General features: G+C 72.9%; 13 protein-coding genes. 5 read left to right on the top strand and 8 right to left on the bottom strand.

What is annotated here, in order from left to right; translation table 11 throughout:
• The first annotated feature begins 501 nt into the window (after positions 1–501).
• Positions 502–2,265 carry a coagulation factor 5/8 type domain-containing protein gene (locus ACFWZH_RS14555; protein WP_384429535.1) on the top strand — a complete coding sequence of 588 codons (1,764 nt, stop codon included), beginning with the start codon at positions 502–504 and terminating at the stop codon, positions 2,263–2,265.
• A 53-nt stretch (positions 2,266–2,318) separates the two neighbouring features.
• Here the strand turns inward: ACFWZH_RS14555 and ACFWZH_RS14550 are convergent, their stop codons facing one another.
• The 4 genes from ACFWZH_RS14550 to ACFWZH_RS14535 form a co-directional block, all read right to left on the bottom strand.
• Positions 2,319–3,539: a metallophosphoesterase gene (locus ACFWZH_RS14550; protein WP_384429532.1), complete on the bottom strand. Its 1,221-nt coding sequence runs from the start codon at positions 3,537–3,539 to the stop codon at positions 2,319–2,321.
• A 155-nt stretch (positions 3,540–3,694) separates the two neighbouring features.
• Positions 3,695–4,201 carry a DUF1990 family protein gene (locus ACFWZH_RS14545; protein WP_384429529.1) on the bottom strand — a complete coding sequence of 169 codons (507 nt, stop codon included), beginning with the start codon at positions 4,199–4,201 and terminating at the stop codon, positions 3,695–3,697.
• Between the two features lie 97 nt (positions 4,202–4,298).
• Positions 4,299–5,063 (bottom strand): crotonase/enoyl-CoA hydratase family protein, encoded by a 765-nt coding sequence (locus tag ACFWZH_RS14540; protein WP_384429526.1) that lies wholly within the window; start codon positions 5,061–5,063, stop codon positions 4,299–4,301.
• Entirely contained in the window at positions 5,063–6,727 is a 1,665-nt protein-coding gene (locus ACFWZH_RS14535; RefSeq protein ID WP_384429524.1) for an acyl-CoA dehydrogenase family protein, read from the bottom strand. Before ACFWZH_RS14535 ends, ACFWZH_RS14540 begins: the two co-directional genes overlap by 1 nt.
• Positions 6,728–6,809: 82 nt before the next feature.
• Here ACFWZH_RS14535 and ACFWZH_RS14530 point away from each other — a divergent pair, with 82 nt between their 5' ends.
• Complete coding sequence (locus ACFWZH_RS14530; protein WP_384429521.1) at positions 6,810–7,580, top strand: PaaX family transcriptional regulator C-terminal domain-containing protein; 771 nt, start codon at positions 6,810–6,812, stop codon at positions 7,578–7,580.
• An 87-nt stretch (positions 7,581–7,667) separates the two neighbouring features.
• On the opposite strand, the gene ACFWZH_RS14525 is transcribed toward ACFWZH_RS14530, so the two are convergent.
• On the bottom strand, positions 7,668–8,879 hold the full coding sequence (locus tag ACFWZH_RS14525) for a lactonase family protein (protein WP_384429518.1): 1,212 nt from the start codon (positions 8,877–8,879) through the stop codon (positions 7,668–7,670).
• Between the two features lie 317 nt (positions 8,880–9,196).
• Between ACFWZH_RS14525 and ACFWZH_RS14520 the strand changes: the two genes are divergently transcribed.
• The gene (locus ACFWZH_RS14520; protein WP_384429515.1) at positions 9,197–10,285 is read left to right on the top strand and encodes a tetratricopeptide repeat protein; all 1,089 of its coding nucleotides are present in this window, start codon (positions 9,197–9,199) and stop codon (positions 10,283–10,285) included.
• Here the strand turns inward: ACFWZH_RS14520 and ACFWZH_RS14515 are convergent.
• The gene (locus ACFWZH_RS14515; protein ID WP_384429512.1) at positions 10,179–11,603 is read right to left on the bottom strand and encodes a lipase maturation factor family protein; all 1,425 of its coding nucleotides are present in this window, start codon (positions 11,601–11,603) and stop codon (positions 10,179–10,181) included. The genes ACFWZH_RS14520 and ACFWZH_RS14515 overlap by 107 nt on opposite strands.
• Before the next feature lie 373 nt (positions 11,604–11,976).
• Between ACFWZH_RS14515 and ACFWZH_RS14510 the strand changes: the two genes are divergently transcribed.
• On the top strand, positions 11,977–12,147 hold the full coding sequence (locus tag ACFWZH_RS14510; RefSeq protein WP_384429709.1) for a hypothetical protein: 171 nt from the start codon (positions 11,977–11,979) through the stop codon (positions 12,145–12,147).
• Positions 12,148–12,199: 52 nt separating this feature from the next.
• Here the strand turns inward: ACFWZH_RS14510 and ACFWZH_RS14505 are convergent, their stop codons facing one another.
• The gene (locus tag ACFWZH_RS14505) at positions 12,200–12,775 is read right to left on the bottom strand and encodes a TIGR03086 family metal-binding protein (protein WP_384429509.1); all 576 of its coding nucleotides are present in this window, start codon (positions 12,773–12,775) and stop codon (positions 12,200–12,202) included.
• A gap of 120 nt (positions 12,776–12,895) precedes the next feature.
• The gene (locus ACFWZH_RS14500) at positions 12,896–14,725 is read right to left on the bottom strand and encodes an alpha-L-fucosidase (RefSeq protein WP_384429506.1); all 1,830 of its coding nucleotides are present in this window, start codon (positions 14,723–14,725) and stop codon (positions 12,896–12,898) included.
• Positions 14,726–15,046: 321 nt separating this feature from the next.
• Here ACFWZH_RS14500 and ACFWZH_RS14495 point away from each other — a divergent pair, with 321 nt between their 5' ends.
• On the top strand, positions 15,047–16,612 hold the full coding sequence (locus ACFWZH_RS14495) for an AMP-binding protein (protein ID WP_384429503.1): 1,566 nt from the start codon (positions 15,047–15,049) through the stop codon (positions 16,610–16,612).
• Positions 16,613–16,686: the final 74 nt, after the last annotated feature.

Here is a 16,686-nt window from a genome sequence, read left to right as displayed (position 1 = left end):
GCGCGTCCGGGCGCGGGCCGGCGGCGGCGCGGCGGACACCTCCCGTGCCCTCGGCCGCGGGTCGTCGTTGACCGGGGCCGACACCCACCGGAACGCGGCCATGCGAACACCTTAGGCGCGGGTCGGGGACGCCGCATGTCGCGGTACGCCACCCGAGCGCCGTATGTGTTCAGGCAGTGAACGCCTACGGTGGAATCCGGCCGTGCCAACTCCTCGCCCGTGCACGAGTCTTGACGTGGCATGTTCAAGTCCCGAAACATGATGCCGAGCCGTCGGCCGTGTCCACACCGGCCACAAGCAGCAGCGGGACCGTGTCCACACCGGTCCGCGGGGCGGAGCTGAGGCGTGCGCGCCCTCCTGCCCTCGTCACAGGAGGGCGGACCGCACATCGGGCTGCGCACCACCACGACCGCCCCGACCCCAACCGGGCCGGGCAGCGCCTCGGTTGCCACCTCCCGGCCGGCGCCCTCGCCACCTTCACCTGGTAGGAGACCCCCACAGATGACACCCGCCAGCACCCGCGGGCACCGCAGGGCGCGGCTGCCACGCCGCGCCACCCTCCTCGCCGTCGCCCTCGCGGCCTGCGCCGCCACCCTCTCGCTCCCGCGGGCCGACGCCGCCGCGGCCGATCCCGACCTCGGCCCGAACGTCCAGGTCTTCGACCCGTCGACGCCCAAGGGCCAGATCCAGAGCGCCGTCGACGACGTCTTCAAGGAGCAGGAGAAGAACCAGTTCGGCACGGCGCGGCATGCGCTGCTGTTCAAGCCGGGCTCGTACGACGTCGACGCCGACATCGGCTTCTACACCCAGATCGCCGGCCTCGGCCGCTCGCCGGACGACACCACCATCAACGGAGCGGTGCACGCCGAGGCCGACTGGTTCGACGGCAACGCCACCCAGAACTTCTGGCGGTCGGCGGAGAACCTTGCCGTCAACCCGTCCGGTGGCGCCGACCGCTGGGCGGTCTCGCAGGCGGCGCCGTACCGCCGGATGCACCTCAAGGGCGATCTGCAGCTCGACGACGGCGGCTGGTCCAGCGGCGGGCTGCTGGCCGACACCAAGGTCGACGGCCAGGTCCGCTCCGGCTCCCAGCAGCAGTGGCTGTCCCGCAACACCGAATGGGGCGGCTGGAGCGGCGCCAACTGGAACATGGTCTTCGTCGGCGCGAAGAACGCCCCGGCCGGAGACTTCCCCACCCCGCCCTACACCCGCGTCGAGTCCACCCCCGTCTCCCGCGAGAAGCCGTTTTTGTACGTCGACGACGCCGGCGACTACCGGGTGTTCGTACCGGCCCTGCGCAAGGACTCCCAGGGCACCAGCTGGTCCTCGGGCGACCCGCAGGGCGGCTCACTGCCACTGGGCGACTTCTTCGTCGTCAAGCCCGGGGCGAGTGCGGAGCAGATTAACACGGCCCTGGACGCCGGCAAGCACCTGCTGGTCACGCCCGGTGTCTACCACCTCGACCGGACACTGCGGATCACCCGGCCGGACACCGTGGTGCTCGGCCTGGGCCTGGCCACCCTGATCCCCGACAACGGCGTCACGGCGGTGTCCGTCGCCGACGTCGACGGCGTCCGGATCGCCGGACTGCTGATCGACGCGGGCACCACCAGCTCGCCGTCCCTGATGGAGGTCGGCCCGCAGGACTCCTCGGCGAGCCACGCCGGGAACCCGACCTCGCTGCACGACGTGTTCTTCCGCGTCGGCGGCGCCGGCCCCGGCAAGGCCGCCAGGAGCCTGGTCGTCAACAGCTCCCACGTCATCGGCGACCATCTGTGGATCTGGCGCGCCGACCACGGCGACGGCGTCGGCTGGAACACCAACACCGCCGCCAACGGCCTGACCGTCAACGGCGACGACGTCACCATGTACGGCCTGTTCGTCGAGCACTACCAGCAGCACCAGACGGTCTGGAACGGCGAGCGCGGCCGGACGTACTTCTACCAGAACGAGATGCCCTACGACCCGCCGGACCAGGGGTCCTGGATGAACGGCGGTACCCAGGGCTACGCCGCCTACAAGGTCGCTGACGGGGTGAGGAACCACGAGGCGTGGGGGCTCGGCAGCTACTGCTTCTTCCACGTCAACCGCGACGTCGCCGCCGAGCACGCCTTCGAGGTGCCGAGCACCCCCGGCGTCCGCTTGCACGACATGGTGACGGTCTCGCTCGGCGGCACCGGCACGATCCGCCACGTCGTCAACGACACCGGCGGTCCGTCGGACGCCCAGCGCAACGTCGCCAACCTGGTGGGCTATCCGCAGTGAGGCGAGCGGGGCGGGCCGTCCCGGGCGAGCGCGCACCAGGACGGCCCACCTCGTCAGGCGTGTGCCCGCGCCGCCGCGACCGGCGCGGTCTGCCGCGTCCGGTGCCGCAGCGTCGCCGTCCGCGTCGCCACGTCGACGGTGTACGCGTCGATGGTCAGCCGCGCACCGGACACCTTCAGCACCATGAACCCGTTGTCGGAGAAGTTCTGCCAGGCGGCCGGGTGCCCGAAGTGGGCCTTGCCGTCCTCCGTCTTGGCCGACGCCCCGCAGACCACCTGCCGGGTGCCGCCGGTCCGCGCCGTGGGCTCCAGGATCTGCAGCGTGTGATCGTGACCGGACAGGATCAGATCGGCCCGCCCGCACACCACCTTCTCGTACATGTCCTTGAGGTGGACGCCGCTGGTGTAGTTCCCGATCTCGAACCCGTCGTACGAACCGGCGCTGCCGTGCTTGCCGTTGTTGAGGTACGGGTGGTGGCTCAGCACCACCTTCCAGCGGGCCCGCGAGGCGCGCAGCGCACCGTCCAGCCACCGTTGCTGCTCGCGCATGTACGGCCCGTCCCAGCGGTAGTACGGGTCGAGCTGGGCGACATAGGACGACCAGGGGATCGTGTCGATGGCGAAGAACTCCACCAGCGGGTCGGCCGCCGGCAGCGGGACGCTGTAGTAACGGCTGGGCATGTACCAGCGCTTGGAGGTCCTGGCGTACGCGACCTCGCGGTCACCGCGCGAGGGGTCGCCGCCGCTGCCGGGTATCAGCCCCGAGCAGTCGTGGTTGCCCAGCACCATCAGCCAGGGCACGTCGATGCCGCTGTTGGGCTTTTCGAACTTGTCCTGGAACTCGCTGTCGTCGGCGGACTCCGGGCCGTTCTCGTAGATGTTGTCGCCGAGGCCGACCGCGAGTCCGATGCCCTCGGCCCGGCAGAGATCCCGCGCCGCGGCCGCCACCGCGTACTGCGCCTCGTCGCCCGTACCGGCGTCACCGGTGACCAGGATGGCGAACTCGCCCCTGCCGTTGGGGTGCTCGGGGAACGGAAAGGCCCCCGGGGTGCCCGGGCGGGTCGCGGCCGAGGCGGGGGACTGCGCCTGCGAGGGCAGCACCGCCAGCGCCGCGCCGGCCATCGCGCCGCCCAGCAGCGTCCGCCGGTTCACCCACTGCGGAACGCGCCCCGTGGTGGGCATCGGGGGCGCCCCGGCCGCCGCGTCCGAGCCGGCCCGCAGCCACTCCCGCTCGGTCATGTCCGCCTGCGGCGGGATCAGTTCGTCGTCACACATGGCTGGATTTCTCTCACGGTCGCCAGGGGAGATGGTGACGAAAAGATGAAGCGCAAGTGGACGTATGGCGATCACCGGTGACGGGGCTACGCGTCGGTAACTACGCGTCTCCGGGCGGCGCCAGGGCGTGAGAAAAGTGGACGGAGGACCGGCGTTCAGCGGTTCGCCAGCCGGCGCAGAGTGCGGCCGAGGTGGCGGATGTACAGCCGCTGGAAGACGGGGACCAGGGGGCCCGCGAGACGGGTGAAGGCGCGGGCCGGGCGGCTGAAGGCGGTCACGGTGAACCACACCGAGCCGTCCGCCCGCAGCTCGGCCAGGAAGGCCTCCTCGCCGCACTCGGGGTGCCCGGCGCGCGTCCCGTAGGCGAAGCCGACGCGGTCCTCGTCGGCCACCGTCCACACCACCCGGCACGGGGCCCGCAGCCGCAGCGGGCCGATGCCCAACGAGACCTCGACGGCGACCCCCGGCGCGGCCCGCGGGGCGTCGGCGCGGATGCCGGTGCCGGCCGCCCGGTGCAGCCGGAACGTGGTGATCGCCTCGCCCGCCGCGGTCAGCACCTCGCGACCGCGGCCGATCGGCAGCTCCTCGTGGAGGTGGTGGTAGCCGGGCGGCAGCGGGGTGCGCCGGGTGCCGCCCGCCTCGGGGTAGTTCACATCGTTCATGGGGCGCATGGTGTCACCCCGGGGGCACCGTGACCGCTTCGGTGCCACGGCCCATCGGGGGCCCACGGGGATCGGGAAGGCCCCCCTCGGACGGACCCTAGGCCCGGTCCGGCTCCCCGTGCCGTCCCGCGCCCGCCGTGAAGCGCGCCGCGCCCGTCAGCGCCTCGGCCAGCACCGTCTGCCCGTACCGGAGTTCCGCGGCCAGCGCGGCCGCTTCGTCCCGGCCCTCCTGGTCCAGCAGGGCGGCCCGGTCGCTGCGCAGACACGCCTGCGGGAAACGGGCGATCTCCGCCGCCAGCAGCTCCGCCTCGGCGCGCGCCGTCCCGGTCGGCACCACCCGGTGGACCAGCCCGATGTCCAGCGCCTCCGCCGCCGGGACCGGGCGCCCCGTCAGGACCAGGTCCATCGCCCGGCTCGCACCGATCAGTCGTGGCAGCCGCACCGTACCGCCGTCGATCAGCGGCACCCCCCACCGCCGGCAGAACACCCCGAGGACCGCGTCCTCCTCCGCCACCCGCAGATCGCACCACAGCGCCAGCTCCAGCCCGCCGGCCACCGCATGACCGGCCACCGCCGCGATCACCGGCTTGCCCAGCCGCATCCGGGTCGGCCCCATCGGCCCGTCGCCGTCCGGCGCGACGCGGTTGCCGCGCTCGGTGCCCATCGCCTTGAGGTCGGCGCCGGAGCAGAACGTCCCGCCCTCGCCCCACAGCACGGCCACCCGCGCCGTGTCATCGTTGTCGAACTCGCGGAAGGCATCGGCCAGTTGGCGTGCCGTCGGGCCGTCCACGGCGTTGCGGGACGCGGGCCGGGACAGCACCACCGTCGTCACCGGCCCGGCCCGCTCGATCCGTACCGACATCAGGCCGCGCCCCCGGCCGCGTCCGGCGCCGGCGGCCGGACGCGTTCCAGGATCGCCGTCAGATCGACCCCGGCCGGCAGCGTGCCGTACGCGTTGCCCCACTCCCCGTCGAGCCGGGAGGCGCAGAACGCGTCGGCGAGCGCCGGGTGGCTGTGCCGCACCAGCAGCGAGCCCTGCAGCACCAGCGCCATCCGCTCCGCCAGCGACCGCGCCATCAGCTGCGCACGCTCCGGAGAGGCCAGGGTGCCGAGCATCTTGCGGACCCCGGCCACCGCCGCGTCCAGCCGCCGGTCGGCGCCCGCGGCCGTCTCCACCTCGGCGAAGAACGCATCGAGCGCGGCCGGCTCCTTGCCCAGTGCCCGCAGCACGTCGAGCGCGGCGACATTGCCCGAGCCCTCCCAGATCGACAGCAGGGGCGCCTCCCGGTACAGCCGTGGCAGGCCCGAGTCCTCGACATAGCCGTTGCCGCCCAGGCACTCCAGCGCCTCCGCCGCATGGCCGCTGCCCCGCTTGCACACCCAGTACTTGCCGGCCGCCAGCGCCAGCCGGCGCAGCGCCGACTCCCCGGCGTCCCCGGCCTGCGACCGGTCCACCGCCGCGGCCAGCCGCATGCCCAGCAGCGTCGCCGCCTCCGACTCGACCGCCAGATCCGCCAGCACCGAGCGCATCAGCGGCTGCCGGTCCAACTCCCGCCCGAACGCCCGCCGATGGGCGGTGTGGTGCAGCGCCTGCCGCAGTCCCGCCCGCATCCCGGCCGCCGACCCCAGCACACAGTCCAGCCGGGTCATGTTCACCATCTCCACGATGGTGCGCACCCCGCGACCCGGCTCACCGACCGGCCAGGCCACCGCCTCGTCGTACTCGATCTCGGAGGACGCGTTGGAGCGGTTGCCCAGCTTGTCCTTCAGACGCATCAGCCGCATCCCGTTGAGCGTGCCGTCCGGCAGCACCCGCGGCAGCAGGAAGCAGCTCAGCCCCTCCGCGGTCTGCGCCAGCGCCAGGAACACATCGCTCATCGGGGCGGAGGTGAACCACTTGTGGCCGGTGATGCGGTACGTGCCGTCGCCGGCCGGCACCGCACGCGTGGTGTTGGCCCGTACGTCGGAGCCGCCCTGCTTCTCCGTCATCGACATGCCCGCGATCAGACCCGACTTGGTCAGCGGCGCCCGCAGCCCGAAGTCGTAGGAACGGGACGCCAGCAGCGGCTCGTACTGCGCGGCCAGGTCCGGGGCGGCGCGCAGCGCGGGGACGGCGGCGTAGGTCATCGAGACGGGGCAGCCGTGGCCCGGCTCGGCCTGCGACCAGACGTAGAACTTCGCGGCGCGCACCAGATGCGCCCCGGCGCGGCCGTCGGTCCACGGCGCCGCGTGCAGCCCGTGCTCCACCGCGACGGTCATCAGCTGGTGCCAGGCCGGATGGAACTCCACCTCGTCGACGCGGTGCCCGAAGCGGTCGTGGGTGTGCAGCCGGGGCGGCTGCTGCTCCGCCCAGCGGGCCTGGTCCTGCACCGCCGCCGAACCGGCCAGCGCGCCGAGCTCGGCCACCTCCGGCACGCCCCACTCGGCGCCGTCCCGGCGCAGCGCCTCCAGCAGGGCCGGCTCGTCCGCCGTGCTGAACCCGGTCAGCGGCGGGGCCTGGTTCACGACTTCATGGGTGACGGTCATGTCTTCGACGTTACAGAAACCGAACAGCCGTGGGAAGAGCGTAATACCAGCCGCGCTCCACGCCCTAGAATTTCCTGCACATATGAACGACCCCGGCACCCACCACGACCCCGACGGCGCCGCCGCGCTCGCGCTGCGGCCCCTCACCGCGCGCTCCATCGTGCTGAGCACCCTGCTCGGCCACCACCCGCCGAGGCTGCCCGTCCGCGCCCTGGTGCGAGTCGGTGAACTCTTCGGGATCGCCGAGGGCACCGTCCGGGTCGCGCTCTCGCGCATGGTGGCCGCCGGCGACCTGCGGCAGACCGACGGCTCCTACGAGCTGACCGCCCGCCTGCTGGCGCGCCAGACCCGTCAGGACGAGAGCCGCTCACCCCGGACCCGGCCCTGGCACGGGGACTGGGAGATCGCCGTCGTCACCACCCCGGAAGGCCGGCCGGCCGCCGAGCGCACCGCACTGCGCCAGGCGATGGCGGCGCTGCGGCTGGCCGAACTCCGCGAGGGCAGCTGGCTGCGCCCCGCCAACCTCGACCGGCCCCGCCCGCCCGTCGTCACCGAGCAGTGCACCTGGCTCAGCGGCACTCCGGACGACGATCCGGCCGCGCTCGCCGCCCGCCTGTGGGACCTGGACGGCTGGGCGGCGCGGGCCGGTGCCCTGATGTCCGCCCTGGACCGCGCCGAGTCGCCCGCCGGGCGCTTCACGGTCGCGGCGGCCGCCCTGCGCCATCTCCTCGCCGACCCGCTCCTGCCGGACGCGCTGCTGCCGCCCGACTGGCCGGGCGACCGGCTCCGCGCCCGCTACGACGGGTTCGAGCGGGAACTGAGCGATCTGCTGCGGCAGTACCTGGCCGGCTGAGCCCCGCCCGGCGCCCTGACCGGCGCTCACCGGCCGCCCCCGCGGGGGCCGTTGCCGCGGTGCCCCGGCCGGACCGGCCCGTCCGGCTCACCTCGGCAGCACACACACCGGGACCGGTGCCGCGAACGGCTCCCCCGCGCTCTTGAGCGCCCCGGTCCGTCCGTCCACCGAGAACACCGTCACCGAACCGGACTTCTGGTTCGCCGCGAACAGCCAGCGCCCATCCGGCGAGAACGCGATCTGCCGGGGGAAGTCCCCGCCCACCGGCACGGTGTCCAGCAGCCGCAGCCGCGCCCCGCGGGCCTCCACGGCGTAGCGGGTGAGGCTGTTGTGACCGCGATTGGCGAGGTACGCGAAGCGGCCGTCGCGGGTGACGAGCAGCTGCGCCGGATAGCTGGTCCCTGGGCCGGTCCCCGTGGACTGCGGCGCGCCGGGCGTCAGCCGCCCGCTCTTGCGGTCGTAGCCGCAGACCACGACCGTGTTGTCGACCTCGTTCGCCAGATACGCGAAGCCGCCGGAGGGGTGGAAGGTCAGATGCCGGGGGCCGGCACCGGGGCGGAGCGCCGCGTACGACACCTGGGTGAGCCGCCCGGCCGCGTCGTCCAGCCGGTAGGTGTAGACGGTGTCGTTGCCGAGGTCGACGGCCAGCACATGCCGGCCGTCGGGGGTGGTGACGATCTGGTGGGCGTGCGGCCCGTCCTGGCCGGGGCCGGGCGGCGGGCTGGAGTGGGTGACGAGGTCGGTGCGTTCGCCCAGGGCGCCCGTTGCCCGGTCGATCGGGTGGACGGCCACGCTGCCGGACAGGTAGTTGGCGCTGAGCAGCCAGCGTCCGCCGGGGTGTACGGACAGATGGCAGGGCCCGCCGCCGCCGGTGGACCGGGTGCCCAGCACCCGCGGCGGGCCGCCGGGCGGCAGCGCGAGGGCGGTCACCCCGCCCCGCTCCTGCTCGTCGACGGCGTAGAGGGTGCGCCCGCTCGGCGCGAGGGCGAGATAGGACGGATCGGCGACCCCGGCCACCACGCCGGTGGCGGTGATCCGCCCGGTCGCGGTGTCGTACGTGGCGAGTCCGACGCCGGTGCCGCCGCCGTCCTTCGAGGTGTAGGTCCCCAGGTACAGCGGACGGGAGCGGCGCGCGGGCTGGCTCGTGGGGCGTCGGGTCGGGGTCCGCGCGGGGCCGTGGTCCGCCGCCGTCAGCAGTCCTACCCCGGCCGTCATGGTCAGTCCCGCCGCGACGGTCCGCAGAAACCGCCGACGGTCCGCCCCGGCCCCGGACCGCGCTCCCGTACCCGCTGCTGTCATGGCAGCAGGGTGGCCCGCCGCGCCCACCCCGGCAAGAGCCGCAACACGTGATGCAACATGTGCAACGCGATGGCGGAGCCTTTCCGGCGCCGGTCCCTGAGCCTCCCCTGAGGCCGCCCCGCGCCGTGCTGGAGCCGCTCCGGCGCGGCTTTCGGCCCGGCGACCCTGACGAGCCCCTACATCCTCATGATGACCATGACCCTCCCCGTAGCACTCCAGTCGTACGGCACAACCCATACGCGGACTGATTCGCCGCACCCCCTGCCGCTCGTAGTTTCGTGATCAAGGCATGGAAATGATCGAGAGGCCACGGATCTATGTACGGCAAGGCATTCGCCCCGGAGTACCAGGGCGAGCTGGGCTCGGCGCTGGGTGTGAACTCCTCCTACGAGGAGGTGCTGGCGAAGGCGAGCCGGGCACACGACCGGGCGGACACCGCGCTGGAGCGGGCGCGGGCCGCGCTCGCGGTCGCCGAGGCCAACCGGCGCCTCGGCCGGGTGACGGAGGCCGGCACCGCCTGGCGGGAGAGCTACCGCAGCGCCCGCGCCGCCGGTGACGCGGGCGCCATGGCCTGGGCACTGTGGAGCGGCGGCACCCTGGCCCGCCAGTGCGGCACCCTGCCGCTGGCCCGCCGGCTGCTCACCCACGCGGTCTCCCTGGCCGACACCGGCGGCGACCGCCTCGCCCACGGCTACTCCCTCGCCGGCCTCGCCGAGACCGGCCGCATACAGGGCGACTACGCCGCGGTCGCCGAGCTCCACGAGCAGCTGCTCGAACAGGGCCGGGCGCACGGCGAGGCCCGGCACATGGTCTGGGCGATGTCCGGCATAGCCCAGATGCACCGCAACACCGGCGACTACGCCAAGGCCCTGGAGCTGTTCGAGGAGTCCGCCCGGATCGCCGAAGCCGGCGAGGACGCCCGCGGCCGCGCCTGGTCGCTGCGGGGGATAGCCGATGTGCTGTCCGTACAGGGCGAGACGGACCGCGCGCTGGAGCTGCTGTCCGAGGCGGAGGGCATCTGCCGCGCGATGGACCTGGCGTCGGCGCTGGCCTACAACCACAAGATGCGCGGCAACGTCCTGTACCGAGCGGGCCGGTACGAGGCCGCACGCGACACCTACACCCTCGCACTGCAGGAGTTCGGCGAGATGCAGGAGCCGCGCGGGGTCGCGCTCTCCCGCCTCGGGCTGGCCAAGTCCCGCGCCCGCCTGGGCCGCGACCGGGAGGCCACGCTGAGCGAACTGGCCACGCTGGAGCGGGACTTCGTCCGCATCGGGCTGCGCCACGCCCGGGACATGGTCATCGCGTTCCGCGCAGAGCTGACCGAGCGACCGGCGGCAGAAACTCCCGCTCCTCGGTGCGATGCCACCACGCTCCGGTCTCCCGCAGTTCCCGCCAGGTCGTGAAGCGGTAGCGGAAGACCCGGGCCCTGATCCTGGCCGGCGGCAGATCGGGGAACGGATTGGTGCGCAGCAGCCGCAGCGTGTCCCGGTCGTTCTCCAGCAGTCGCGCCACGAACGGAACGAACCACGCCCGCGCATAGGCCGGCGACAGCGCGGCGAACCACATCAGCCAGTCCAGCCGCAGATGGTACGGCGCGAACTGGCGCGGCAGCCGCCCGACATCGCCCGGCTTGCCGTGAAACTCGTACGCCACCCAGGTCGTGCCGGGCCCGGTCACGGCATCCGCCGTCCCCTCCACCACGATCTCCCGGCGCACCCGCGTGATCGAGCCGAAGGCGCCGTACGAATTGACCAGATGCAGCGACTCGTAGGACGTGTTCATCATCTGCTGCCGGGACAGCAAGTTGCGCGCCGGCCTATAGCTGAGCCACAGGACCCCGGCGGTGGCCAGGAGGATCAGGACCTCGAACCACACCGGGGGCGGGGCGAGCCCGTGGGACGGCCGGGCCCACAGCGGGGCGGCCGCCGACATCGCCAGCGCGATGGTCACCCAGTTCAGCCAGGCGAAATTGCCGGAGAGCACCAGCCACAGCTGGGTGACGACCATCGCGGCGGCGGCCCATCCGGCGATCGGCTGGGGGGTGAACAGCAGGACCGGAAGGGCGAGTTGGGCGACATGGTTGGCGGCCACCTCGACCCGGTGCAGCGGCTTGGGCAGATGGTGGAAGAACCAGCTCAGCGGCCCCGGCATCGGCTGGGTCTCGTGGTGGTAGTAGAGGCAGGTCAGATCCCGCCAGCAGCGGTCGCCACGCATCTTGATCAGCCCGGCCCCGAACTCGACCCGGAAGAGCACCCAGCGCAGCAGCCACATGATCAGCACCGGGGGAGCGGTCTCGGCGTTGCCGAGGAACACCGCGAGCGAGCCGGCCTCCAGCAGCAGCGACTCCCAGCCGAAGCCGTACCAGGTCTGCCCGACGTTCACGATCGACAGATACATCGCCCACAGGGCGGCCCACATCACCATCGACGCCCACAGCGGCACGGCGTCCGCGGCCCCGCCCGCCACGGCCGCCGCCAGCAGTGCGCCCGACCACGACCAGAGGGCGAAGAAGCGGTCCGAGTAGTGCCAGTGGAAGACCGAGGGCGACGCGCCGAACGGCACCCGCGCCACGAACGCGGGCACCGGCAGCATGCCGCGCGCCCCGATCAGTGCCCGGAACTGCCGCACCGCGGCGAGGAACGCGACCAGATAGAGCACCGCCAGCGTCCGCTGGAAGACGAGCCGCCCGAGCCAGTAACCGGAATCCGAGAACCATGCCACTCGCCCATGGGTAGCACCGCGGCCGCGCGGGTGGGAACACTCCCTCGGCGCGGTCACCCTCCAGCGTGCGGATCGGGGCAAATGCAGCAACGCCAGGGCCATTCGGGTGAGTGATGTGCATCACACATCTCGCCCGATTTCCCCGTCACCACAAGGGGCGGAATTCCTGCCTTCCGACGCCACGGCCATCTCGCCGGAAAACGTCGAGCGCGCCGGGTGCGGCGTCGTTAATCTGAGGGGCGACGGACGACCTTTCTGGGAGACGCCAACACCAATTGGCCCGTCGCGGGAACGCCACAAACCTTGGCCGACCTCCCGGTTTGTGAACAAGGCGCCACCGCGTCGGACCGATACCTCGATGAAGGAGTGCGTGGTGGCAATGCACAAGGCTCAACACAAGCAGCCCCGCTTGAAGCGCGGCGAGCGACCAGGTCGTATCAGGGAAGTCCGTAATCTCGAAGTCTGGGACCGCTGCGCGCCGGTGCGCCTCGCCGGCTGCGACGACGACCCCGCCGAGCCGTACATCATCCGCGGCATCGACTGATCGACGGATCACTCGGGCGTCGGCCCTGCCCCTGGGGTGTTACCCCTCCGGGTCAGGGCCGACGCCCGAGCAGGCACAGCAGCCGGGTGAGATCGTCGGCGTCCTCCGGGGCGTCCACCGCCGGGGCGAACAGCCCGGACGCGTCGAGCCCCGAGGCGTACGGCTCCACCTCGCGCAGCGCCGCCGTCGCCAGCCATCCGGGCAGCTGCTCATCGGCGCCGATCGCACGGGACAGATCCCAGGCGTGCACCACCGCGTCGGCCATCATCTGCGTGCAGTACGCGTCGGCCGGGCTGGAGCCGTAGGACAACGGGACCGTACGACTCAGCGCGCCGCGCTCCGCGAACGCCGCCACGGCGGCCACCGCCGCGCGGTCCCACGCCGCGACCGGATCGTCGCCCAGCACGTCCCCGTCGAAGTCCGAGCCCACCTCCGCGATCGTGGCGCCGTCCCGCACCAGGCGGGGCACCCACAGCTGCTCTGCGGTGAGGTGGTTCACCAGATCGCGCACCGACCACTGCGTGCACGGCGTCGGGCCGTCCCACTGGTCGTCGCGGACGGCGTGCACCCGGCTGCCGAACAGCGCGAGGGCCTCGCCATGGGTCCGCAGGATCTCGTCGTCGCTCATGGTCCCCGAGGATAGGAGCGGGCACCGACAACCGCCCCCGCGGTGACCCGAACGGCCCAGCCGGCGGCGAGAGATTTCCCGCCCCCGCCCGCCCGGCCGGCGGCGTCGGTGCGGCCGCGGTCAGTCCGCGTAGAGCTGGCTCCGGGGCACGATCTGCTGCTCCTGGCTCGGGCTGGACCACAGCAGCTTCAGATGCGCCTCGCCGGTGCGCTCCGTGTGGTCGATCCGGATGCGGTGCCGGTGCCCGGCCTTGAGGGGCACGGTCGCCTTGTCGACCCTGGGGCCGTGCGGGACCGAGCCGTCGATCACCTGCCGGCCGTCGATCCACAGCCGCACGGTGTCGTCGGAGACGGTGGTGAGGGTGTAGGTCTCGTCGAAGCGCGGCTGGAGGGTGCCGGTCCAGCGGGTGGCGAAGTGATCGGCGGGGATCCTCGGGTCCGGTGAGCCGTCGAAGCGGTAGGACTCGTTCACCGTCGGGTCCACCCCGACCGCCGCGGGCGGGCCGGTGAAGGAGTCGTTCGCCCAGCTCCGCGCCGTCAGCCCGCCGCCCTCGCCGACGGGCGTCGCGGCCGGCGGCCTGATCGTGAGCCGGACGACGCCGGCGAGCGGATCGGGGGCGGCACCGGCCGGGGTGAGGTCGAAGCCGTCGCCGGCCCGGGTGACCGTCACCCGCTGGGAGCTGCCCAGCACCCGGGCCGCGGTGATCTCGAAGGGGCTCTCGGCGGTGAGGTGGAGGGAGCCGCCCGTCGCGGGCCAGGAGGTGACGGCGGCGTACAGCTCGTCGCCGCGCCGGGAGACCGCGCCCCAGGGCGGGTCGGCGACCAGCCCGGTGTGCCCGGCCCCGAACACCGCGGCGCCCCGGCCGTTCCTCCCCAGCCACCGGCCGGCCTCCCGCAGTCGGTCGACGGACGGCCGCGGGATGCGTCCGAGCCTGTCGGGCCCTACGTTGAGCAGGTAGTTGCCGCCGCGGCTCGCCACGTCCATCAGGTTGTGCACGACCGTCGCCGGCGACTTCCAGTGGGTGTCGTACTTGGCGAAGCCCCAGTGGTCGTTGAGGGTCATACAGCTCTCCCACAGCTGCCCATCGACCGGCTCCGCGGGGATCTCCTGCTCCGGCGTGCCGAAGTCGCCGTCGACCACCTCGCGCTTGCCGACACGGTTGTTGACGACCAGGCCGGGTTTCAGGCCGTGCAGATACGCCTGGAGGGCGGCGCCGTCCCGGCGGGACCAGCGGTTGGTGGGGTTGTCCGCGTCCCACTCGCCGTCGAACCACAAGAGCGCCGGGTCGTAACCGTCGATCAGCTCCTTCAGCTGGTCGTACATCCGCTTCTTGTAGCGCGGGAAGGTCGCCGGGTCGGCGAAGTCCGGGTCGTGCCAGTCCCAGATCGAGTAGTAGAAACCGAGCTTGACGCCGGCGGCGTCGGCGGCCTTCTTCAGCTCGGCGAGGAGGTCGCGGTGCGGGTCGAAGGAGGAGTGGTCGCGCAGGTTCCAGGTGTTCTGCCGGGTCGGCCACATCGCATAGCCGTCGTGGTGCTTGGCGGTGATGACGATATAGCGCTGGCCGGCGTCCTTGGCGGCCCTGACGATCGCCTCGGCGTCGAAGGCGGACGGGTCGAAGGCGGCCGCCTGCCGCTCGTACTCCGCCTTGGGGATCGCGCACTCGCGCTGGATCCACTCCGCGTTGCGGCAGACCGTGCCGTCCGGCCGGGTGTACTCGCCCTCCAGGTTCGCGTACGCGCCGAAGTGGATGAACATCCCGAAGCGGTCCTGCCGCCACCACGAGGTGCGCGACGCGGTGAACGGGTCGTCGGTCGCATGGTTGGTGCCGGGGCCGGCGGCGGGCCGCGGCGGGGGCTTCGCGGCGGCCACCGGGCCGCCACCGGCCAGCAGCAGGGCGCCCAGTGCCGCCACGACCAACGGCAGGCGGAACGGTCTCGTGCGGCTGTGCATCGCTCGCTCCTCGGGTCGGGTGTCCACGTCGGTCGGTTGCGCGCGTGCCTCCTGTGCCCTCCCGCATGGTGCAGTCCGCGCCCCCCGACCGGAAGACCCTGGACGCCATAAACATCGGAGCACCTCGCCGAACCAGCCCCGGAGTTACCGGAGTTGACGCACAGGAAGCCTGGATACCTCGGATCTCATGCCCTGTCAGGAGCAGATGGCCGAATGCGCGCGGTCGGTGCTCCGCACGCCCCGGCATCCCTGCGGCACCCTGGCGACGATCCGCGATTGCCGGTTCAATGAGCGGCCCGGGCCGCACTCATGGGAGGCACCATGGAAGCCGTCGCCCCACCCGCCGTCGGCGCTCCGGCCATCCGCTGCGCGGGTGCGGAACGCGACTACCCGGCCTTCCTCGAACGGGCGGCGCGGATCGCGACCGGCCTGCGCGCGGCCGGAGTCGAGCCGGGCGACCGGATCGCCGTCGTCCTGCGCAACGAGCCCGCCCATCTGGAGATCACCGCCGGAGCGGCCCTGCTCGGCGCCTGCGCCGTTCCGGTCAACTGGCACTTCCGGCAGGACGAGCTGCGGCATGTGCTCACCGACAGCGGCAGCAAGGTGGTCTTCGCGCACAGCGACCTGCTGGCCGGGGTGACCGCGGTGCTCCCGGAGGGCGTACGGGTCGTCGAGGCCGCCGTTCCCGCCGGTGTCGCGGCCGCCTGCGGCTTCGCCGCGCCGCCGCCCACCGGGGCGCACCCGCTGCTCGACCCGTGGCTGGCCGGCCACCCGCCCCTGGAGCGGGGTGCCGCCGCCGAGCGCCCGCCCACGGTCATCTACAGCTCCGGAACCACCGGCCGCCCCAAGGGAGTTCTGCGCGAACCGGTCGTCCCGGAGCGGCTGGCGGAGGCGGTGCGGCTGTTCCTGGAGTACTTCGCCGTCGCCCCCGGCGGCCGTACGCTCATCCCGGCCCCGCTCTACCACGCGTCCCCCAGCCAGCACGCCGTCCTCGCGCTCGCGGCCGGTCTGGACATCACGCTGATGCCGCACTTCGACGCGGAGGAGTTCCTGCGGCTGATCGAACGCCACCGCATCGAGCAGGTCCAGGTCGTCCCCACGATGTTCGTACGGCTGCTCCGGCTGCCCAAGGACGTCCGCGAGCGCTACGACCTGTCCTCGCTCACCTCCGTCGTGCACGCCGCGGCCCCCTGCCCGCCGCATATCAAACACGCCATGATCGACTGGCTGGGACCGGTACTGCGGGAGTACTACGGCGGCAGCGAGACCGGCGCCGTGACCTGGTGCGACAGCGCGGAGTGGCTGGCCCACCCCGGAACCGTCGGACGGCCCAGGGGGACCGGTGCCGTCGCGGTCCTGGGCCCGGACGGGCAGCCGCTGCCGGCGGGTGACACCGGTGACATCTACCTCAAACCCGCCGACGCCTGGCCGCAGTTCACCTACCTCGGCGACCCGGAGAAGCGGGCCGCCATGGAAGCGTCCGGCCTGCCCGGCTACGTCACCATCGGGGACATCGGCCATCTCGACGAGGACGGCTACCTCTACCTCAGCGACCGCCGCAACGACCTGGTCATCTCCGGCGGCGTCAACATCTACCCCGCGGAGGTCGAGGGCTGCCTGCTGTCCCTCGACGGGGTGCGCGACGTGGCGGTGTTCGGCATCCCCGACGAGGAGTTCGGCGAGGTCCTCGCCGCGCACGTGGAGACCGAACACGGAGTGTCGCTCGGCGGCGGGGAGGTACGCGCCCATGTCGCCGAACGCCTCGCCGGGTACAAGGTCCCCCGGGCGGTGGTCTTCGAGGAGCGGCTGCCGCGCGACGAGTCGGGCAAACTCTTCAAACGGCAGCTGCGGGACCCGTACTGGGCGGGCCACGACGGCGCGATCTGATCTGGTGGTCGCCCCGCTCGCCGGTCACCCTGCTCGGCCGCCGACGTTGCCGAGCACCGTCCGGGCGAGAGGCC

It is taken from the genome of Streptomyces sp. NPDC059008, assembly GCF_042749045.1.
Lineage (GTDB): Bacteria > Actinomycetota > Actinomycetes > Streptomycetales > Streptomycetaceae > Streptomyces.
Note: the sequence above shows the minus strand (reverse complement) of the source record. Positions and strands in the feature narration are given on the sequence as shown.